Annotated in this window: 24 protein-coding genes and 1 pseudogene; 4 read left to right on the forward strand and 21 right to left on the reverse strand. The window is 56.0% G+C overall.

All coding sequences use genetic code 11. The features are described 5' to 3' along the window. The 8 genes from Q9293_RS03055 to Q9293_RS03090 all read right to left on the reverse strand — a co-directional run bounded on the left by Q9293_RS03055 (position 1) and on the right by Q9293_RS03090 (position 4133). Positions 1-450, reverse strand: coding sequence for an SRPBCC domain-containing protein (locus Q9293_RS03055; RefSeq protein WP_306249915.1), 450 nt, complete (start codon positions 448-450; stop codon positions 1-3). A 45-nt stretch (positions 451-495) separates the two neighbouring features. Next, entirely contained in the window at positions 496-1002 is a 507-nt protein-coding gene (locus Q9293_RS03060) for a hypothetical protein (protein ID WP_306249917.1), read from the reverse strand. A 2-nt stretch (positions 1003-1004) separates the two neighbouring features. Further along, positions 1005-1694, reverse strand: coding sequence for a hypothetical protein (locus Q9293_RS03065; protein WP_306249919.1), 690 nt, complete (start codon positions 1692-1694; stop codon positions 1005-1007). A gap of 62 nt (positions 1695-1756) precedes the next feature. Next, positions 1757-1984 (reverse strand): DUF2835 domain-containing protein, encoded by a 228-nt coding sequence (locus Q9293_RS03070; protein WP_306249921.1) that lies wholly within the window; start codon positions 1982-1984, stop codon positions 1757-1759. A gap of 36 nt (positions 1985-2020) precedes the next feature. Next, positions 2021-2779 carry a hypothetical protein gene (locus tag Q9293_RS03075; RefSeq protein WP_306249923.1) on the reverse strand — a complete coding sequence of 253 codons (759 nt, stop codon included), beginning with the start codon at positions 2777-2779 and terminating at the stop codon, positions 2021-2023. A gap of 116 nt (positions 2780-2895) precedes the next feature. After that, positions 2896-3111: a hypothetical protein gene (locus Q9293_RS03080; RefSeq protein WP_306249925.1), complete on the reverse strand. Its 216-nt coding sequence runs from the start codon at positions 3109-3111 to the stop codon at positions 2896-2898. A 91-nt stretch (positions 3112-3202) separates the two neighbouring features. Then, positions 3203-3595 (reverse strand): RidA family protein, encoded by a 393-nt coding sequence (locus tag Q9293_RS03085; protein WP_306249927.1) that lies wholly within the window; start codon positions 3593-3595, stop codon positions 3203-3205. Between the two features lie 154 nt (positions 3596-3749). Further along, positions 3750-4133, reverse strand: coding sequence for a hypothetical protein (locus Q9293_RS03090; protein WP_306249929.1), 384 nt, complete (start codon positions 4131-4133; stop codon positions 3750-3752). A gap of 376 nt (positions 4134-4509) precedes the next feature. Between Q9293_RS03090 and Q9293_RS03095 the strand changes: the two genes are divergently transcribed. Next, on the forward strand, positions 4510-4833 hold the full coding sequence (locus tag Q9293_RS03095; protein ID WP_372342174.1) for a transposase: 324 nt from the start codon (positions 4510-4512) through the stop codon (positions 4831-4833). A 97-nt stretch (positions 4834-4930) separates the two neighbouring features. Here the strand turns inward: Q9293_RS03095 and Q9293_RS18620 are convergent. From Q9293_RS18620 to Q9293_RS03135, 11 genes and pseudogenes are all read right to left on the reverse strand, one after another. Further along, positions 4931-5203: pseudogene (locus Q9293_RS18620) on the reverse strand (transposase); the annotation flags it as partial. After that, a complete protein-coding gene (locus Q9293_RS18625; protein ID WP_372342189.1) occupies positions 5152-5511 on the reverse strand; it encodes an IS5 family transposase in 360 nt (119 codons plus the stop codon). The gene Q9293_RS18625 and the pseudogene Q9293_RS18620, both read right to left, overlap by 52 nt. Positions 5512-5595: 84 nt before the next feature. Next, positions 5596-5967: a GNAT family N-acetyltransferase gene (locus Q9293_RS18630; RefSeq protein WP_372342190.1), complete on the reverse strand. Its 372-nt coding sequence runs from the start codon at positions 5965-5967 to the stop codon at positions 5596-5598. A gap of 475 nt (positions 5968-6442) precedes the next feature. After that, on the reverse strand, positions 6443-7045 hold the full coding sequence (locus Q9293_RS03100) for a hypothetical protein (RefSeq protein ID WP_306249931.1): 603 nt from the start codon (positions 7043-7045) through the stop codon (positions 6443-6445). 114 nt (positions 7046-7159) lie between these two features. Next, positions 7160-7618: a hypothetical protein gene (locus tag Q9293_RS03105; RefSeq protein ID WP_306249933.1), complete on the reverse strand. Its 459-nt coding sequence runs from the start codon at positions 7616-7618 to the stop codon at positions 7160-7162. A 956-nt stretch (positions 7619-8574) separates the two neighbouring features. Further along, positions 8575-9378 (reverse strand): hypothetical protein, encoded by an 804-nt coding sequence (locus Q9293_RS03110; protein ID WP_306249935.1) that lies wholly within the window; start codon positions 9376-9378, stop codon positions 8575-8577. A gap of 681 nt (positions 9379-10059) precedes the next feature. Next, entirely contained in the window at positions 10060-11109 is a 1050-nt protein-coding gene (locus Q9293_RS03115; protein WP_306246055.1) for an IS3 family transposase, read from the reverse strand. Continuing rightward, positions 11106-11372 (reverse strand): transposase, encoded by a 267-nt coding sequence (locus Q9293_RS03120; RefSeq protein ID WP_306246057.1) that lies wholly within the window; start codon positions 11370-11372, stop codon positions 11106-11108. The genes Q9293_RS03115 and Q9293_RS03120 overlap by 4 nt, the downstream gene beginning before the upstream one ends. A gap of 146 nt (positions 11373-11518) precedes the next feature. After that, positions 11519-11911, reverse strand: coding sequence for a VOC family protein (locus Q9293_RS03125; protein ID WP_306249936.1), 393 nt, complete (start codon positions 11909-11911; stop codon positions 11519-11521). A 638-nt stretch (positions 11912-12549) separates the two neighbouring features. Continuing rightward, complete coding sequence (locus Q9293_RS03130) at positions 12550-13386, reverse strand: hypothetical protein (RefSeq protein WP_306249938.1); 837 nt, start codon at positions 13384-13386, stop codon at positions 12550-12552. A 134-nt stretch (positions 13387-13520) separates the two neighbouring features. After that, the gene (locus Q9293_RS03135; RefSeq protein ID WP_306249940.1) at positions 13521-14108 is read right to left on the reverse strand and encodes a hypothetical protein; all 588 of its coding nucleotides are present in this window, start codon (positions 14106-14108) and stop codon (positions 13521-13523) included. Positions 14109-14714: 606 nt separating this feature from the next. Between Q9293_RS03135 and tnpA the strand changes: the two genes are divergently transcribed. Further along, positions 14715-15146, forward strand: a complete 432-nt coding sequence (gene tnpA / locus Q9293_RS03140) for an IS200/IS605 family transposase (RefSeq protein ID WP_306246724.1) — start codon at positions 14715-14717, stop codon at positions 15144-15146. Positions 15147-15355: 209 nt separating this feature from the next. Here tnpA and Q9293_RS03145 read toward each other — a convergent pair whose 3' ends face one another. After that, positions 15356-15679, reverse strand: coding sequence for a hypothetical protein (locus Q9293_RS03145; protein ID WP_306249941.1), 324 nt, complete (start codon positions 15677-15679; stop codon positions 15356-15358). Between the two features lie 394 nt (positions 15680-16073). Between Q9293_RS03145 and Q9293_RS03150 the strand changes: the two genes are divergently transcribed. Further along, a complete protein-coding gene (locus Q9293_RS03150) occupies positions 16074-16340 on the forward strand; it encodes a transposase (protein WP_306246057.1) in 267 nt (88 codons plus the stop codon). Further along, positions 16337-17386 carry an IS3 family transposase gene (locus tag Q9293_RS03155; protein WP_306249943.1) on the forward strand — a complete coding sequence of 350 codons (1050 nt, stop codon included), beginning with the start codon at positions 16337-16339 and terminating at the stop codon, positions 17384-17386. Before Q9293_RS03150 ends, Q9293_RS03155 begins: the two co-directional genes overlap by 4 nt. A 29-nt stretch (positions 17387-17415) precedes the next feature. Here Q9293_RS03155 and Q9293_RS03160 read toward each other — a convergent pair whose 3' ends face one another. Next, positions 17416-18207: a hypothetical protein gene (locus Q9293_RS03160; protein ID WP_306249945.1), complete on the reverse strand. Its 792-nt coding sequence runs from the start codon at positions 18205-18207 to the stop codon at positions 17416-17418. Between the last annotated feature and the right edge of the window lie 117 nt (positions 18208-18324).

Here is an 18324-nt window from a genome sequence, read left to right on the forward strand (position 1 = left end):
CTAGCCCTCGGCCAGCAGGCCCGCGAGGCGCTCGAAGGCCTGCTCATGGTCTGCTTGGGTGGATCGTGCGGCTTCACGGGCGGCGGCGTTTGGAAAGTGCAGACGGAAGATGAGGCGCGTGTCCCCGTCGACAGGTTCAAATTCAACGATGGCCCGAAAAGGCGGCTGGGAGACGTGATCGAAGACGAGGCGCTCTGGCGCATCCACCTCGACGAAGCGGCATTCGCCGGGTTGAGCGACGCCTTCAGGCCCATGGAGGATGAAACGCCAAGGACCACCGACCTCGGGCTCGAATTCCTGGATGGTGGTGTGGAAGCCCCTGGGGCCCCACCACCGGGCCAACTGATCGGGATCCAGCCAGGCGGCCACGACCCGCTCCCGGGGCGCCAGAAAGGAACGCTTGATGACGAGCTCGCGCTCCAAGATGTCGGCGGCGGTTGGGTGTTCCATTTTCTCCATGCTGCCTCCCGGACTGGGATTCGCCCAGAGGCAAGCTTAGCCGCCCAGGATCGCCAACATGCCTGATTCGACGGGTTCCGTGAAGCGGCGCTTGGGGCCAGCGTAGGCGTCAAACAGGGCGCGATGAGCGCGATGGGACATGTCCCCATCACGTGTGTAGTAGGCCTCGACCCAGCCGAGCAGGTAGGTGAGTTTCTCATCTTGTTCGGCCTTGGAGGCGTACTTGTGGGGCTCCCAGGGGCGATTCAGGCAGTGGGCCCGGCAGACCTCCGGACCGGGATCGAGAAACACCAGCAGGGGGTGATGCGGCAGGGTCGCCTCGATGAGATTGGCGTAGCAGCCTTCGATGACCCACTGGCTTTGTCGTTGGCAGAAGGCAGCCACCTCTGCCAAAGCCACGGCCGGATCGCGGGGTACGGCGATCTTTCCCGGCTCCCAGGCGAAGGTGTCGAGATCCACTGCCTCGAGGTGGTGGCATTGGGCGAAGCCCCGCGCCAGGGTGGACTTGCCCGAACCTGAGTTGCCCAGAATGGCGATGCGCATGTTCAGTGGGCCTTGGTGGGCTGCGCCCCGGTCTCCCCCTTGAGCGAGGCCTCCAGCTGCACCTGAATCTCCTTCAGGTTCGTTTGGGTGGAGTTGAGGGAGCTGAGGAGCTGACTGAGCACCCGCAGGAGTTGCAAGGGCTCGACGCGCTTGAGCTCCAGGTCGGTCAGGGCGTCGATGAGTCGGGGCCCGCCGAAGTTGGCCAGGGCTCCCTGGGAGGCTACGGCCATGGAGTCGCGCTGGGTGGCATAGGCCGCGGAGTAGCGGCGGAGAGCCTCATCCGGGATGTAGGTGGCCGACTGATTGGCCACGGCCACATCCCATGCCTCATGCCGCAGCGTGGGCAGGGACGTGCCCACGCTGAAGCCGCTCCGGAGCTGGGCTTGGACATGTTCATTGATGGTCTGCTGGGAGGCTCCGGACTTGATTTCCCGCACCACATTCTCGGCCAATTCCTCCAGGGGCTTGCGGCGCTTGAGGTTGTTGGCCAGAGAGGTATTGACCTCCTCCAGGTTCACCCGCAGCTCGGCCGCGATCTGCTGCCGGGCCAGCTCCGCGGCCTTCATGTGGTTGTGGTGGCTGATGACGTGCTCAAGGCCCAGGGCCGTGAGGATGCCCACCACCAGCATCAGGTATTCCTTCAAAAACTCACGGAGGGACCGAAGGCCGTGCTTGGGGGGTTCAATGTGCATGGATACTCGCAGCGTCAGGTGGGCGTCGGCGGTGGGCGGCCGTTCCTGGATTCTAGACCAGATCAGCCGACGGAGAGCTGCTCCAGCCGGGGCGCGCGGTTCTGGTCATTGCAGGTCAGCACGAAGGCGCCGTGAATGCCGGAGGCTGTGACGAAGGGCTGGAGCAGGGAGGCGGGGAATTGCACCACCTGACCATCCATGCAGCGCGCCACGACCTCTCGCACCTCGCCCCGGTAGGTGGCCAGGTACCGCTCCGCAGAGATATCCAGACGGAAGTGAAACTGCTTCATCGCCCACCCGCTCAGATGCAGCGCGGCCCCAAGGCCTCAACCGCCATTGAGGCTGAGGCTCACCACGGTCTTCGACTGGCCCTTTTCGCCGCCGCCGGAGCCGCTGGTTTCATTCACATGTTGGACGACGATGAGCCGATTGCCTGAACGGGCAAAATGGTATTCCTCTTTCTGGTTCTGCTCGAAACTGATGACCAGCAGAGCCCGGCCCTTGATGTGCACCGAGGACTGGATGGCCAGGGGCAGGCCGTCGGAGCCGACCCAGAGCTTGGCGGTGGCCTCCAGTTCCTTGACGTACTTCTTTTCCTGCTCGCCCAGGCGCGGTGTCAACTTGAGGTTCAGCAGGCGGGCCGGCTTGCCCTGCCAGGTGTCGGCCTTCTCCTCGACCAGCTGAGCCTGCTCCAGGGTGCGGAGCAGCTCGTCGCTTCCGTTGAGGTATTCCGAAACCTCGACGGCCTTGAGGCCTTCGATGGCGCGGCGGGTGGGGGTCTTCTTCTCTGGGTCCTGCACCTTGGCCCGGGCCTCCTGGGCGGCGGTCTGGATGAGGTTGCGGCTCCAGGACAGCTTCAGGCCCTGAGGGCCATCCTCGGCTTGGCTGGTGGCCTTGCCTTCGGTGATGACGGGCTTCTTGTCGTCACCCTGCTTGCTCCAGAACTGGTAGGCGATGGTTGCTTTCACGGGATCCTGCCCATTGAGCTTGGCCAGGGTGCCTTTCAATTCGCCCAGGGTGTCAGCCTGGGCCAGGGCGCAGACCAGCAGCAGGGGCAGCCAACGCAGGTTCGAGGGTGGGTTCATGGAGGCTCCGGGGGATCGTCAGGGATGAGCCGGAGCCTGAAAAGGTTCAATGGGGGCGGCACCGAAGCCCATGCTACGGCCTACCGGCGCGGCTGGTTTACCGGCCAGGAGAGGGCCTATTCGCCCGTTTTGGGGCCGGCGGCCAGGCGCTGGCCCTCCAGTTCGAGCTCTTTCATGCGCTGGGCATGCTCCATCTCCTTGATCTTCAGTTCTCGTTCGTGGGCCATCTCCGCATCGCGGACCTTCTTCCAGACTCCGAACCCGCCGAGCACACCCGCCAAGACAAAAGCGCCGAGGGGGACGATGTAGGCACTGTTGAGAACCTCGAACATGGAACCTCCTGAAAAAGCCAGCATGAGAGAGCCGAGCCGTTCCCGTGAGGGCTGTTCGGCCAAGCATCGCCCCTCACCGGCCAGTGGTGGTTCAGTGGCCGGCTTCGACGACGGCCACGGCCTCGATCTCGATCAGCAGATCCGGCCTTACCAGACGCGATACCTGTACCAGGCTGCTGGCCGGGGGGTTCTGTGTGAAATAGCCATCCCGGACTTCCCGAAAGACGGCGAGTTCGGAGACGTCCGTCATGAACACGGTGATCTTCACCACGTCCTCCAAGCGGGCGCCGCTGGCCTGCAAGGCGGTTTTGAGGTTCTCGAACACCTGGCGGGTCTGGGCTCTCAGATCGCCTGCTCCGATGAGCAGGCCGTTCTGATCCAATGCGATTTGGCCTGAGATGTAGAGGGTGCGGCCACCCCTCACTTCCACCACATGGGAATAGCCGTTGGGTTTGGGCAGACCCGGTGGGTTCAGGTGGTTCATGCTGGGCTCCCTGTGACTGCATGCCATCACGCTGGCCAGGCAGGAGGAAATCAGATAGAAGGTCGATCGCTTCATGGCATCCGCCTGGAGAGCATCGAAAGAAACTAGCAGATTCGGCGGCCACCATCCCATGGCAGGGGTGAGTGGTTGCGGGTCATGCTTCTTCTGTGTCGGAAGCGAACCAGGCCTGGGCCTCCAGAAGGCTGCTCACGACCCGGATGGTGATTAGGGGGTGGTCATTGAGACTTTGAAACATCCGCGCAATGCCCAGGGCCACTTCGCGGTGGACGATGATCGCTGTCTTGATGGGGTTCTTGAGCGGCATGGTCCTGCGTTGGCCCGTGAAGGCGATGACATGGCTGAAGTCGATGTCGAATTTCTCGACATCGCTGGTGTCAATGACCCGGTTCAGGGATGTGCTCGCTTCCTGTTCGGCTTCTCTGACCATGACCATCAAGTGAACCAAATCCGCATTGGTCAAATGGCCATGCAACCGGATGTGGTAGGACCCATCGGACTCTGAGAATTCGAAGGGCATCGGAACCTCCGTGCGAATGGAGCCAACGAATGTGCCGTCTGGGCCGGATTCCGTGGGAACGCCCCGTGGCTGGACGGGAACTTCCAAAAGGGAGGGTGCCTTCGGAAAAACGTTGAACCACGGCATGGCTGGACAGCGGCTTGGCGAGTGGGCTGATGGTGACAACGATTCCGGCATTTCCCCCCGGGCCAACCGCGAACGGTGCAAAAGGAGCCGCTGAGCGGTCACAGGGGATCCGTGGGGCACCTGATGGGCCACGCTTTTGTGCCCAAGGGTTGTGCCCCATGTGACCCAAAAACCGAAAACCAGATCAGGGATGATGTGAAATTCAGGCCTTGGAGGGCATCCTTAGGGGAGCCCAGCCAAGGAGGCAGAGATGCCAAGGAAGGGACATAGCGAGGAGCAGATCGTCTTCGCGTTGAAGCAGGCGGAGAACGGGGCAAAGATCCCTGACATCTGCCGGAAGTTGGGAATTTCAGACCAGACCTTCTACCGGTGGAAGCACCAGTTCGAGGGGCTCGGGGTCTCTGAGCTTCGGGAACTCCGGCAGCTTCGGGACGAGAACGCCCGGCTGAAGCGCCTGGTGGCAGACCTGAGCCTGGACAAGCACATCTTGCAGGAAGTGCTTTCAAAAAAGTCTGAAGGCCGCGGTGCGACGTTCGCTGGTGGACTGGATCCAAAAGGGCTATGGGTTCAGTGAGCGTCGCGCCTGCGGCCTTGTGTGCATCTGTCGGGCGAGCGTATTGTTTGAGCTTCGCGAACAGGTTCTCGACGGCGTGGCGGGCCTTGTAGAAATGCTTATCGAAGGCGGCTGGATCCTTCCTGCATGGATGAGGTGGAACAACTGCCTCTGCTCCAATAGACGCGATCTGATCCCGGCAGGACTTTCCGTCGTAGGCACGATCACCGAGAACAGCCCCGGCCTCCCGGCCCATTAATAGGCTTCCGAGTTGCTTGCTCTCGTGCGACTGGCCTGGTGTCAGCACGAAATCGACGGGGTTGCCGTGGGCATCCCCGATCAGGTGGACTTTGGTCGAGAAACCGCCGCGCGAGCGGCCAAGCCCTTGGATGTAGGTCCCCCTTTTGCACCAGCCGCATGCTGATGGGCGCGGATAACGGTTCCGTCGACCATGACCCATTCGCAATCCGCTTCACCTCGAAGGGCTTCGAGGACCCGCTGCCAGACTCCGCTCCGATTCCACCGATTGAAGCGCGTGAAGACCGTGTTCCAAGGTCCGAAGGATTCAGGCAAATCTCTCCAGGGCGCTCCCGTTCTGTGCTTCCAGAGGATCGCTTCAACGATGGGGCGATTGTCCAGGCGAGGGCGCCCCATTCCACCCTGCTCGCTCGGCAGCAGAGGCTCTAGCCTGGCCCACATTCGTTCAGTCAGAAAAGTTCTCGCCACGCTCTACCTCAACGTCATACCCATGAGGTACCGCAGTTAGGCAATTTGTACAACCCCTTACGTCCATTTGCCTTTCTTGACTTTGAAAACAGGCCCTAATGCCATTGATGCGGCTTGACGCCCGAATCGCTTGCCCCAAAATTTAGACCCAAGCCAGTAACCAAGTTGAATGTGCATATCTAATCGCCTACTGATTTGAACATAACCAATCACTTCATTCGTCGAAGCGAGCCTGATTGCATGTCGAATGTAGTTTTCACCATTGTCGAGGACAGATCGTATCCAGGTTCCGGCATCAAATGGGGTCGGGATCTCGGGTATGAATTTGAATACAGCTGGATCGGACCCGATTGATTGAAGGCTTTCCTCGTCGGCCGACTCGATAGGCGTGAGCCGTAACTGAGATGAAAAGCTGCTCGCGGCAATCACGCTCAATGGGACGCCCTAACGAGAGAAGCTAACCGGCCCTATCGCTGCGGAACCTGGCTGCATAATTGTTTGAGGACACTAGCGCGCAGCGATTGGGTCCGAGTTGAGCGGAGGGTTAGGCGCCGTGCTTTGCAAATCGTAACCGAGGAAAAACAAATGGGATTCCCCATGGTCGAATTTTAAGTTGGAGATCCGGGCCACCACAGAAATTGAAGATGATGCTGTTGGTGCTAAAGATTGAAACTTTGTCTAACAAGAATGAGGCATATGGCGCAAGGAATCGTCTGTGTGCCAGCACTTTCAAACGAGAATCCACCAAGGTGAAGCATGTGGTTTCTTCGAAGGGACAATCGTAATCAGTGATGAACAGGTAACCGGCCCTATTGCTGCGGGACACGGCTGCTGAGTTGTTTGAGGACACTAGCGCGCAGTGATAGGGTCCGAGTTGAGCGGAGGGTTAGGGCGATAAACTTTGCTAAGAAGAAATTTCTTTGGGGAAGTTGAATCTTCTCTCGCCGCCAGTTGCAAAATGTGTCCGGTAGTTAGATACAGTACTAATTTTAGAGACACCACCAATATTTGTTCGAATTGTGAAAACATATTCGATATCTTTACTAAATTCCGGAATGGTCACGAGAATCTCACAGGTGTCTTTAAATCGTAGACACCGACAATCCTCGTTGAATGTGTGCTCATCGTCGTCAGAAAAATCACCTTTTGGGTTCCACAAAATTCCAGTTACTGGTTCATATGGAAACGACTCGTGTTCTATACAAATAGACTCCAGATCCATTTCTGAACTGGATCTTCTATTTGTTCGAGCTACGGAGAGTGATTCAATTTTAATTGGATCGGTTCGCATGTTGAATAAAAAGAGTCGGACTCTATATTTATCACCAACAACAACGTAGCCAGAGGTTTCGATGATAGGTTGTTTGACTGTGTAATCTTTGGTTATAAACCGCTGTGCATATTTGGCAACCTTCATCAACTTATATGCAATCACGGCTTGTATGACGGCAACTATTACCTCAGGGATAAAGGATAGCGAGGCGAGGGAGGCGGCGGGTGATTGCATGGTGAGCCCTAACGAAGGAAGCTAACCGGCCCTATTGCTGCGGGACACGGACGCTAAATTGTTTGAGGACACTAGCGCGCAGCGATAGGGTCCGAGTTGAGTGGAGGGTTAGGCTTACTGAGTGACCTTGTAGATATTCCCCACAGCGTCCGTAGCTACTCCAAGCAGCGGAGCATCTTTGCTTGTATCGCGGTAGAACTCTAATAGGAACTCCGAGCGTTGATTGCCCGCAATTTTGGACTTTCCGCGCCACTTGGCCCCAAGAACATGCTTGGTGAAATAGCCTTGCCCATAAACAAGGTCCCAAGAATCAGCTAGCCCTGAACCAGATTGGTTCTGTGGAATGGGCTCCCATTGCCCCTTGCAGGACTCACCACTAGGTAATTGAAATGAAATCGAACCAGAGGTAATCCCAGTTGAGACGGCAGTGATGGTGGTGCCGGGATATTGGCTGCCACTTGGGCCTTTGACCGGATGAAGATAAAGCTTTGGAGTCAGGTTGGGAACTGGAGGGATACAGGCAGTCAATGCGAACAAGCAGATAGGAATACCGAGTGAAAATTTAACTTTCATAAAAATCTCCTTTTGTAAGGTTTGTCGTTGAATTTCTGGAACGTTTGAAGGGTTGGGCGCGGACCCATGGTTAGCCGAGACGATGACAGATTCCAGACCCTTTTGGGTTGGACCACCGCGAACGGTGCTGAATGTCATTGCGAACGGTAATAGCGGACCAACAGGGGAGTAGATTCGGGTGAGCCTAACGAAGGAAGCTAGCCGGCCCTATTGCTGCGGGAACCTGGTAGCCGAATTGTTTGAGGACACTAGCGCGCAGCGATAGGGTCCGAGTTGAGCGGAGGGTTAGGCGCCTTCGGAACATGTAGTTCTAGTGTCTTTTTTAAATAGCCATCGAACAATGGAAAAGGGTAATAGAATATAAGCCAATAGCAACAATCCTAAGACTCCGGTTACAACAAAAAGAGTAAGGCCATTGATCGCTACCGCACGGATGGGTTTCGAGACGTATTCATTTTGATTAAATTGTGAATAGAAAATACTCAGCGCCATTGGGGCTGAAGTTAGGAGTGAATATAAAAGCAAGCGAAGGAGGAGGATTGGCCAATTGGCTGAGAACCATCTTGAAGCGAGTATTGGCGTTAGCATAATGCCAACGCTTATAATGATAAGGGCCAGCGCCAAAGTGATTCCGAAAATGAAATTCGTTGAAACGCTCTGACCTCGTTTGGTAAGTTCCTCAATTAATCCAAAAATGCCGAGTGCGAGGGTTGGGATCGAAAAGAACACCCCGACCAGAAAGCTCCACTTAGGCTTCGGATTGGAGATAGAAATGTCGTGGAGCACCGCTGTTGGCGGGGAATAGAGGGACTCTGGCGACGGTTGCATGGGGCGCCTAACGAAGGAAGCTAAGCGGCCACGCCTGCACCGAGACGACCAGCGGAGCCGAGATAGCAAGATGTTGAGTGAGAACGGAAGGCAATGCAGGCGGGGTCCGCCTTGAGCGGAGGGTTAGGCTACTGGGCCAGCGAATATCTAAGAACCGTGCTTGCCTTGGGCTCAGGTAACGCGAGAATTCCGTCATAGTAGGCGAGTAGCGTTTTTAGGGTTTCAGCATGATCGAGATCTTTGCTGTTCAGTTTAGTGAAGATACTAATATCACAATGGTCTTTGATCTGAGTAAGCACATCAAGCATGATTGGTTGCGCCTCGCCCTCGCTTGGGATCGGGCGTTGCTTCTGATAAGAACTGACGAGTACATCATTCAGTGTCTCTAACTGGTGATTAAGCCTCTCTTTGGGGAGGTCGCCCAGAAACGGAAGCTTGAATTGAACCCGATCAGGGAAAATGTACGCAAACGCCTGATCGTGATTTCTTGAATCGAGGTATCGTGTGATTTCAATGGTAGAGCGCATGTATTCAATTACGAATTTATCATCTGCATGTGGAATGCGCTTCAAAACCAGCTTAGAGGAGTAGCCAGCAGTGATGGGTGTGAGGCTTGCATTCCGATCTTTGCGAAGTGTTTCCACACAACGACTAAGCATTTCAGCGAAAACCTTTGGTTCTTGCACCTTTATCGTTCTGAAAACAGATGACTGTAAGAGTGCCGCTTCAGTATTGGCAGGCAAATAAAAATCATTCCAGAAATTAGTGACGACGGGCTCCAGTGCTCGCCCACCAATAATGATTAACGCAATCCCAACCCAGTTTGGGAGTTTTCCGAAATTCCTTTTCACTGCTGGGATATTGATTAATCCATAGTAGATCAAGCCGATAAAAGCACCGACTGTCGCTGAAATTAAAATTTTCGTGAGCATTCGAGCCTCTACAGATTTGGGAGCCTAACGACCGACATAACCGGACCGTTTGCGCCAGCAAACGGGTCCGAGGCCAGCGAAGCTGGCCGGTGTTGATGGAATGGTTAGGTCGCGTGACATGGTCGATCTATTTCTGTGATTTCAAAAACCATTTGTAAGACCTGTAATCATCATCTGCCGGATTCCAAAATAAGACCTGCTTGGTGCGTTTTGTGATGGCGACTCTGTTGATTAGGTTGGATGGCGAGTTTCCACCACATTTTGACTGATCAAATCTAAGCGCGAATTGGTAATGCTGTTTAGTTTCTTCCTCGAACTCGAGCAGAAAACAATCTGGATTAATTTCTGGATACACATGATGTTTTCTTAAAAATTGTAAAATGCGCTTGCTAGCCAGCTCCTGGGATTGAGTCAAATGTTCTTCGGCTTCCCGGCCAGACTCTGGAACCTGTGCAGCCAATGGCCGCGAAACAATTGAGCTTGTGGCTAGAAGAATGCATATGCATAACGCTTGGTATCGATTGGGCATAAGCGACCTAACGAAGGAAGCTAACCGGCCCTATTGCTGCGGGACACGGACGCTGAATTGTTTGAGGACACTAGCGCGCAGCGATAGGGTCCTGGCCGGTTCCCAGATTTAGGTCCGGGCTAAATGTGAAGGTCGGGTTGAAAAAGAGAGAGCTAATGGCCGGTTGGCCAGGAGCTTCCAGGAGATGGTAGCTTGGCTTCCATCTCCGGAGAGGGTAGAGCAACGCTGGGAAGCGACTTGAGCGCTTCGGAGATGCACCGGACGGTGTTGGCCAGGGGAAACGCCCTGGCCTTTTCTGTCAGGGCGTTGGCCTCCACCGGGGGTGCCCAAAGCGATAAATCCCGGGGGTCCGGGGGCAGAGCCCCCGTCGCAGGGAGACCGAGCTGAGCCAGTTCAATGGTGCAGCGGAACTCGGTTGGGGTGAGGTAGCCCAGGCTGCTGTGCGGGCGCTCCTCGTTGTAGCGACGGCGCCAGGCTTCGACGATGACCTTGGCCTCAGCCAGGCTGGAGAAGGCCTCCATGTTCAGGCATTCGTCCCGGAACTTGCTGTTGAAGCTCTCGGCCACGCCGTTGGCCCAGGGCGAGCCCGGGGGGATGTAGAAGGTCTGGGCACCGGTGGCCATCAGCCAGACCTGGAGGTCATGGGCGATGAACTCGGGGCCGTTGTCACTGCGCAGGAATGCGGGCCATCCCCGGGTCTGGAACAAGCGTTTGAGGACCTGCATGACCTCCTCGGCCTTGAAGGAGGAGGCCACTTCGATGACCAACGCCTCCTTCGTAAACTCGTCGGTGAGCGTCAGGCACTTCACGACCTCGCCGTTCAGGCAGCTGTCGTGGACGAAGTCGTAGGACCAGACCTGGTTGGGATACCCGGATTTCATCGGCACATGCTGGCCGGTCCGGAGGTGCTTTTTGGGACGCCGCCGGACCTGGAGGCCATGGGCTTTGAAAACCCGGTGGACCCGTTTCAGGTTCACCCGGAGCTGGAGCCGCCTCAGGAGGGCCCAGACGCGCCGGTGGCCATAGCGGGGGTTGGCATGGGCAAGCTGGACGATCCGCTCGTCCAGCCCATCCAGTTTCACCCGGCGTGAATACCGGACATAGGAACGGCTCAGGCCCATGGCCCGGGCAGCGCGCCGCTGGGAGAAGCCGGTGGCCGTCAGGTATGCCGCCCCCTCCTTTCGCTGCGACGCGCCACTCATTTTTTTCGGAGAACCGTTTTCAGGGCTGCGATATCCAGCTCCCGTTCTGCCAGAAGGCGCTTGAGCTGGGCGTTCTCCTTCTCAAGCTGCCGCATGTGCCGGACATCGGAAACCTCGACTCCGCCATACTTCTTTCGCCATCGATAGAAGGTCTGCGCCGTGATCCCACGGGCCCGGCAGAGGGCATCGACCGTCTGCTCCCCCTTCTCCGCCTCTCTGAGAAGCCCCACGATCTGCTCCTCGGTGAACTTGCTTGTCCTCATTGGATCCGACTCCTTTGGAGTGGACCTTAACATTTAGCTTGGCTCTATTTGGAGGGGACAGGCCAGTCCGAGTTGAGCGGAAGGTTAGGACGACCGTAAGCATGCTCAAGAACTACCGGGAACGATTTTGCGCCACATCGGCAGGGTTAGGCCGAATGCGCACGGAGCTGAAAGATGTTGCCTTCAGGGTCGTTGCCATCGCAAACAATTGAACCCTGGAATTGCCATTCGCGATTTGGGGGATTCAGAAGCCCGCCATTTGCAGAAGCCTGAACGCGAGCCTCCTTGATACTCGGTACGAAGAAAACCGGCTTGATTGCCGTTTCCGTGCGTGGAGTAGGTGGCTCAGAAATGCTAACTCTGTCAGCAATGTCTTGTCGCATGGCTACGATTACCAGCTGAAACCCCATCGCCTCAAGAACCACATGACCAGGCTCAGTTTCGGTCACTGAGAGGTCTGTGATGGCGGCATAGAAGCTGCCCACCTTGGTGATGTCTTTGGCGTAGATGACTGCCCCAGCAGTGATGGGATTCGACATTTGGACCTCAATGGATTTATTCGTCGAAGGTGATGCGGCCTAACGAAGGAAGCTAACCGGCCCTATTGCTGCGGGAACCAGGGAGCTGGATTGTTTGAGGACACTAGCGCGCAGCGATAGGGTCCGAGTTGAGCGGAAGGTTAGGCACCCGATGACGCTGGAACCCACCCGGTTTCCGAGATGTCCGGATTGAGTGCAGCGAATGGGATGCCGTCCGAGTGCGAAGAACGGCTGGGAAAGCCGAGCCCAAAGTCAAAGAGCTAAGGCGGATTGCGCCAGGGGTGAGGCAAGAGAAGGAACGGCGGAGCCAGGATGCCACGAGAAGCTGCTGGGTTCACCGAATGAATGGTGGAGAACGGCCGCGCAGCGCGGCAGCGCAAGCCCGCCATTCATGGCGAGCCTGAGCCACCGCGGCGCAGAGATTCGCGATTGGCAAAGCCAGAGCGCTGAACCCCGCACTCCGATTGAGAAGGATCGAACCCGGAAGCTGATGGGAAAGCGCCGGGTGTGCCTAACGAGTGAAGCTAACCGGCCCTATTGCTGCGGGACACGGACGCTGAATTGTTTGAGGACACTAGCGCGCAGCGATAGGGTCCGAGTTGAGCGAGAGGTTAGGCATTCACTGTAGGCAGATGGGTTCATTTCTTTTTGTCTTCAAGTGTGCCCAGGTAGTACATTGTGTTATCAGCAAAGCAGAAAAGGCCAATGCGCGTCGCCATGTAGTGAGGCCCTTTGGATGAATATAGCTTTAGAACTGCCACGTCGGTTTCTGGGGGGAAATCCTCTTGCAATGTGTGTGTGTGAAAGCCACCGACCGGCTTCGACTTGTCAGCATTTGGAGGAGGTTCGGTCGGCATTTTTAAGAATGATCGATGAAGAGTCGTTGTATTGAGTACCTTCTTTCCGTCTGGACTAATCGAAACCCGGAAATCCCCACCGATGGGAACAATTCCATTTTCTGAATTAGCAGGGAGAAGGTAGGCCGTGATAGTACGGTCCTCTTCCCTGAATACGCTATAGTTCCATCCCATATTCAGAGAAGATGGTTGTTTCCGCGCTAGAGCAGCCGCATCGGCCAGTTCCGGCAATTCCTGGAAAAGTTTGGGTGTATTGCGAATTTCTTTTTCCATATCCATTTCATGAACATCACTCGGATTACCTATTGGTGCCCAGAATCCGTACACGACTGCAAATCCGTCAGGTTTATCCTTGGGGTCTAGTTCATTTTTGAATCGGCCGAAAAAAATAAACCGGCGGCCGTCAGTTGGGACTTCAACCCACATACCGAGAGCACTCTGATCAGGCTTCTTTTCCATCAGCCTGTCTGTTGCTAGCCATGCCAGTCGCTCATATTCATAAATCTCTTGTGAACGCTTCATCCTGGCAGCAAGCAAGGCATCCTGTTGGGCAGTCAGCTTCGCTGATTGGGTTTGGGCTTGTAGAGCAAGGCAAGCAGCTAAAGCGATGATTCTCACAAGTGCTCCTATGAATGCCTAACGAATGGGGCTAACCGGCCGCGCCTGCACCGAGGCACTGAGCGAAGCCGAGATAGCTGAATGATGAGAGAGAGCGGAAGGTAATGCAGGCGGGGTCCGAGTTGAGCCAACGGTTAGGCGCCTGGATGTGAGTCAACGAAGCTGTAGATATGCTCGAATAGTGCCCATGTAGCATACGGGTCTAACAAATCAGAAGGCAACGGATGTTCATTCATTGAGGCAGTGATTGTTTTACCCTGCCATGAAACGGGCAGTAAAGGGAGGTCGCTGTTTCTAAATCTGAGATGCAAATCGTGGGACAAAGAATTACGTATCATGCGAGCAAACTGGAACCAAGGTTGCTGCTTTATTTGGCCTGTAAGTGAATTTACCTCGGCATATGCCTTCGTGATTTCAAATGCCTCTTTGATCAGATTTCGGCGAGCGGAATTCCAATATTGACGAAGGTTTTCCCTGAGAGCCTCACGATCATCGATGTAACTCTTCACGATTTGGCTGAAATCGATGTAAGTGGAGCCGGCAACACCGCATTCAGCCTTGGGAATGAAACTGAGCTCAGTGGGGGAACAATAGGCGGCTAATCCGTGAAGATCCAGAATGGCCTGACTATCGATTAGTCTCATGGCCGCAAGAGAGATGATTGCGCTGTTTCTGAAAAACTGAAGGCTGGCGAGCGCTTCTTGCTGGTTTGGGTAGGGCATGTTGGGCTCGATTCGCGGAGGCGCCTAACGAGAGAAGCTAACCGGCCCTATTGCTGCGGGAACCTGGTAGCTGAATTGTTTGAGGACACTAGCGCGCAGCGATAGGGTCCGAGTTGAGCGGAAGGTTAGGCTGATGATCACCCTTGCTCCCATGAGAAATCGAAATGGCCGGGGGATGGCGACCAACGCGCCCAACCCTGACAAAGCTTGCCATCGGAATTGGTAGCCGAAATTCGGTACACCGGTTGATGGTAGGCGCCAGCTGAATGAAATGGGCCTGCATTGAAGAGCGAACGTTTCGAGGTCACCAGTCGGAACCCGATGGCTGATAGGGATTCAGCGAGTTGGGAACCAGAATTCTTGACTGAATCGAGGTAACGGAACACGACAAAGGCAGACCCGACTACTAGGACAAGAAAGCAGATTGGAAGCAGGTAGGCCATTGGGTTCGGCACCAGGATATTCGAGAAGCCTAACGAGAGAAGCTAACCAAAACATAAGGTAGGCCCCCCGCTATGCGGGGGCGACAGTCGGAGTTTGACAGCTACGGGAGTCCATCGCTGAACTGATCAGGTGAGCCGCCAAGCACACTTGAGGAGAACTGAGATGGACTTGTTTGAAAGTTTAAGTCACACAAGGTGGGAATGTAAGTATCACGTAGTGTTCGTGCCAAAACGAAGAAGGAAGGTGATGTATGGGAGGGTGAGAGAGCGATTGGGTGAAGTGTTCAGGCAGCTGGCTGGGCAGAAAGAAAGCAAAGTGCTGGAAGGGCACTTGCTGGCAGATCACGTACATATGTTGTTGGCGATTCCGCCGAAGTATGCCGTATCGCAGGTAGTGGGGTTTATGAAGGGTAAGAGCGCGATTTATCTGGCCCGTGTATATGGAGAAACGAAGAGGAACTTCACGGGTCAGCATTTCTGGGCGAGAGGATTTCTGGTGTCGACGGTAGGGAAGGACGAGCATCAGATACGGCAGTACATCCAGAACCAGGAACGCGAGGAAGAACGATTGGAGAAGCTGGAGCTTTGGCGCTAGGAGGCCACCGAGTAGGTGGCTCCAACCTTCGGGGCCGCGTTAGCGACCCCGTTTAGCCGCTTTGAGCGGCTCACATAATAAGGCCCCCGGCTTTGCCGGGGGATCGTTACCGGCCCTATTGCTGCGGGACACGGACGCTTAATTGTTTGAGGACACTAGCGCGCAGCGATAGGGTCCGAGTTGAGCGGAGGGTTAGGCCGCGGCAGACCTTACTTGAAATCATCTGATTCGATAGGGACAAGTCTGGTGTCGGTGCTTTTCCAGAAGCAGTGTGCAAGTTTGAAACCATCCTTTGCCACCGCGGCTTGCTCAAGTTGTGGGACCAGAATGAGATTGGATTTGTAACTGGACACGACCAAGTATTTGCCGAGTTTGGTGTGAAGCTCTGGGTTGATGATATTGATTCTTTCACCATCCCATGCCCAAGGCGAGCGAATCCATGGATCTTGATGAAAGCAGCCACCGTATTGCACCGACAAAGTTTTGTCTGTCTTGAAGACGAGGGTGCAATCCTGACCGGTCATGGTGCCCATGTACCAGCTTCCGGCCAATTCTTGGGCTGGTTGAGATATGGCTGGTTGGCGAGATTGTTTGCACCCGATCGCGGAAAGGGAGGCCAAAGCTACAAACAAAGAAACCGTAACCGCGCCGCGCGGGTTCCTCATTTGCTGGTTATTGGAAGAAAACATGGTGAGCGGCCTAACGAGAGAAGCTAACCGGCCCTATTGCTGCGGGAACCTGGTAGCTGAATTGTTTGAGGACACTAGCGCGCAGCGATAGGGTCCGAGTTGAGCGCAGGGTTAGGCCTTGCTGGAAGGTTCGATTTAACAGCTTGCACCAGAGGCCTCGTGTGAATTGGACTTGGCCTGTCCCCTCCAAATAGAGCCAAGCTAAATGTTAAGGTCCACTCCAAAGGAGTCGGATCCAATGAGGACAAGCAAGTTCACCGAGGAGCAGATCGTGGGGCTTCTCAGAGAGGCGGAGAAGGGGGAGCAGACGGTCGATGCCCTCTGCCGGGCCCGTGGGATCACGGCGCAGACCTTCTATCGATGGCGAAAGAAGTATGGCGGAGTCGAGGTTTCCGATGTCCGGCACATGCGGCAGCTTGAGAAGGAGAACGCCCAGCTCAAGCGCCTTCTGGCAGAACGGGAGCTGGATATCGCAGCCCTGAAAACGGTTCTCCGAAAAAAATGAGTGGCGCGTCGCAGCGAAAGGAGGGGGCGGCATACCTGACGGCCACCGGCTTCTCCCAGCGGCGCGCTGCCCGGGCCATGGGCCTGAGCCGTTCCTATGTCCGGTATTCACGCCGGGTGAAACTGGATGGGCTGGACGAGCGGATCGTCCAGCTTGCCCATGCCAACCCCCGCTATGGCCACCGGCGCGTCTGGGCCCTCCTGAGGCGGCTCCAGCTCCGGGTGAACCTGAAACGGGTCCACCGGGTTTTCAAAGCCCATGGCCTCCAGGTCCGGCGGCGTCCCAAAAAGCACCTCCGGACCGGCCAGCATGTGCCGATGAAATCCGGGTATCCCAACCAGGTCTGGTCCTACGACTTCGTCCACGACAGCTGCCTGAACGGCGAGGTCGTGAAGTGCCTGACGCTCACCGACGAGTTTACGAAGGAGGCGTTGGTCATCGAAGTGGCCTCCTCCTTCAAGGCCGAGGAGGTCATGCAGGTCCTCAAACGCTTGTTCCAGACCCGGGGATGGCCCGCATTCCTGCGCAGTGACAACGGCCCCGAGTTCATCGCCCATGACCTCCAGGTCTGGCTGATGGCCACCGGTGCCCAGACCTTCTACATCCCCCCGGGCTCGCCCTGGGCCAACGGCGTGGCCGAGAGCTTCAACAGCAAGTTCCGGGACGAATGCCTGAACATGGAGGCCTTCTCCAGCCTGGCTGAGGCCAAGGTCATCGTCGAAGCCTGGCGCCGTCGCTACAACGAGGAGCGCCCGCACAGCAGCCTGGGCTACCTCACCCCAACCGAGTTCCGCTGCACCATTGAACTGGCTCAGCTCGGTCTCCCTGCGACGGGGGCTCTGCCCCCGGACCCCCGGGATTTATCGCTTTGGGCACCCCCGGTGGAGGCCAACGCCCTGACAGAAAAGGCCAGGGCGTTTCCCCTGGCCAACACCGTCCGGCGCATCTCCGAAGCGCTCAAGTCGCTTCCCAGCGTTGCTCTACCCTCTCCGGAGATGGAAGCCAAGCTACCATCTCCTGGAAGCTCCTGGCCAACCGGCCATTAGCTCTCTCTTTTTCAACCCGACCTTCACATTTAGCCCGGACCTAAATCTGGGAACCGGCCAGACTCGGCTAGGGCTAGGAAGTCTTCATAATTCTGAGCCACTTTCGGCATTTGGATATTGATAATCGTGCCGTCAGGTTTATGGATTCTTTCGTCATTCATTTCGACGAGCAAAGATCCACGCCGAATGATGACGGTATGCACATGCCTACTAATGCCATCGCGAGGATGGTCCGCAAGAGTGCGCGAAATTGAAAACCCCATTGCCCGCGCCCAGCCGTTGGGTTGACCGACTTCCGCTTGAAGTATTCCACTGCTGAACCGGAACAGAGGCTTGATACTTTGCTTGTAAGCTGCGACGCCGGTCCCACTGCCAATACTGCAGAGCATGCTGGGCTTGGACAGAATCCCTGGGCAGAAATCTGGCGCCGTGAATCTGGAGATGTAGACCCTTGGGCCCAAATCGCGGTCCTGGTTCGGAGAGACTCCGACTATAAGTAGACTTGCCCCCAATTTTCGCTCGCGTAGTGGAGCGCTAGCAAATATAGCCTTTGCGACCGGAGCCCAATTGGTGGATACCCAAATTGGATCCCATGCCACAAGGTTCTCGGCATTCTCCGGTAGGTCGATAAAATTGCTGAGACTCTGAAGCAGATTGAACCCGATCAGGACAGAACCTGAGAAGCCTGCGCCGATGTAATTACCAATTGGATAGGCTTTCTGAAGTAAGTCTTTCGTCGTTCCATCCGAAAACGTCACTTGTACATCAGAAAACAATGCACCGTAACCAAAGATGCTTGAAGCTCCTACCACCCAAGTCATTGAGGTGTTTCCATTGGTGAGGCCTAACGAGAGAAGCTAACCGGCCCTATTGCTGCGGGACACGGACGCTGAATTGTTTGAGGACACTAGCGCGCAGCGATAGGGTCCGAGTTGAGC

The sequence above is a fragment of the Geothrix sp. PMB-07 genome, assembly GCF_030758935.1.
Lineage (GTDB): Bacteria > Acidobacteriota > Holophagae > Holophagales > Holophagaceae > Geothrix.

What these genes read in the sequence shown, in the direction of transcription:
- Q9293_RS03100 (WP_306249931.1), bottom strand. Translation starts at nt 7,045, where the DNA reads ATGCAATCACCCGCCGCCTCCCTCGCCTCGCTATCCTTTATCCCTGAG.
- Q9293_RS03070 (WP_306249921.1), bottom strand. Translation starts at nt 1,984, where the DNA reads ATGAAGCAGTTTCACTTCCGTCTGGATATCTCTGCGGAGCGGTACCTG.
- Q9293_RS03150 (WP_306246057.1), top strand. Translation starts at nt 16,074, where the DNA reads ATGAGGACAAGCAAGTTCACCGAGGAGCAGATCGTGGGGCTTCTCAGA.
- Q9293_RS03155 (WP_306249943.1), top strand. Translation starts at nt 16,337, where the DNA reads ATGAGTGGCGCGTCGCAGCGAAAGGAGGGGGCGGCATACCTGACGGCC.
- Q9293_RS03055 (WP_306249915.1), bottom strand. Translation starts at nt 450, where the DNA reads ATGGAACACCCAACCGCCGCCGACATCTTGGAGCGCGAGCTCGTCATC.
- Q9293_RS03145 (WP_306249941.1), bottom strand. Translation starts at nt 15,679, where the DNA reads ATGGGCACCATGACCGGTCAGGATTGCACCCTCGTCTTCAAGACAGAC.
- Q9293_RS03060 (WP_306249917.1), bottom strand. Translation starts at nt 1,002, where the DNA reads ATGCGCATCGCCATTCTGGGCAACTCAGGTTCGGGCAAGTCCACCCTG.
- Q9293_RS03110 (WP_306249935.1), bottom strand. Translation starts at nt 9,378, where the DNA reads ATGCTCACGAAAATTTTAATTTCAGCGACAGTCGGTGCTTTTATCGGC.
- Q9293_RS03120 (WP_306246057.1), bottom strand. Translation starts at nt 11,372, where the DNA reads ATGAGGACAAGCAAGTTCACCGAGGAGCAGATCGTGGGGCTTCTCAGA.
- Q9293_RS03085 (WP_306249927.1), bottom strand. Translation starts at nt 3,595, where the DNA reads ATGAACCACCTGAACCCACCGGGTCTGCCCAAACCCAACGGCTATTCC.
- Q9293_RS03105 (WP_306249933.1), bottom strand. Translation starts at nt 7,618, where the DNA reads ATGAAAGTTAAATTTTCACTCGGTATTCCTATCTGCTTGTTCGCATTG.
- Q9293_RS03115 (WP_306246055.1), bottom strand. Translation starts at nt 11,109, where the DNA reads ATGAGTGGCGCGTCGCAGCGAAAGGAGGGGGCGGCATACCTGACGGCC.
- Q9293_RS03090 (WP_306249929.1), bottom strand. Translation starts at nt 4,133, where the DNA reads ATGCCCTTCGAATTCTCAGAGTCCGATGGGTCCTACCACATCCGGTTG.
- Q9293_RS03065 (WP_306249919.1), bottom strand. Translation starts at nt 1,694, where the DNA reads ATGCACATTGAACCCCCCAAGCACGGCCTTCGGTCCCTCCGTGAGTTT.
- Q9293_RS03135 (WP_306249940.1), bottom strand. Translation starts at nt 14,108, where the DNA reads ATGCCCTACCCAAACCAGCAAGAAGCGCTCGCCAGCCTTCAGTTTTTC.
- Q9293_RS03075 (WP_306249923.1), bottom strand. Translation starts at nt 2,779, where the DNA reads ATGAACCCACCCTCGAACCTGCGTTGGCTGCCCCTGCTGCTGGTCTGC.
- Q9293_RS03125 (WP_306249936.1), bottom strand. Translation starts at nt 11,911, where the DNA reads ATGTCGAATCCCATCACTGCTGGGGCAGTCATCTACGCCAAAGACATC.
- tnpA (WP_306246724.1), top strand. Translation starts at nt 14,715, where the DNA reads ATGGACTTGTTTGAAAGTTTAAGTCACACAAGGTGGGAATGTAAGTAT.
- Q9293_RS03160 (WP_306249945.1), bottom strand. Translation starts at nt 18,207, where the DNA reads ATGACTTGGGTGGTAGGAGCTTCAAGCATCTTTGGTTACGGTGCATTG.
- Q9293_RS03080 (WP_306249925.1), bottom strand. Translation starts at nt 3,111, where the DNA reads ATGTTCGAGGTTCTCAACAGTGCCTACATCGTCCCCCTCGGCGCTTTT.
- Q9293_RS18625 (WP_372342189.1), bottom strand. Translation starts at nt 5,511, where the DNA reads ATGTGGGCCAGGCTAGAGCCTCTGCTGCCGAGCGAGCAGGGTGGAATG.
- Q9293_RS03095 (WP_372342174.1), top strand. Translation starts at nt 4,510, where the DNA reads ATGCCAAGGAAGGGACATAGCGAGGAGCAGATCGTCTTCGCGTTGAAG.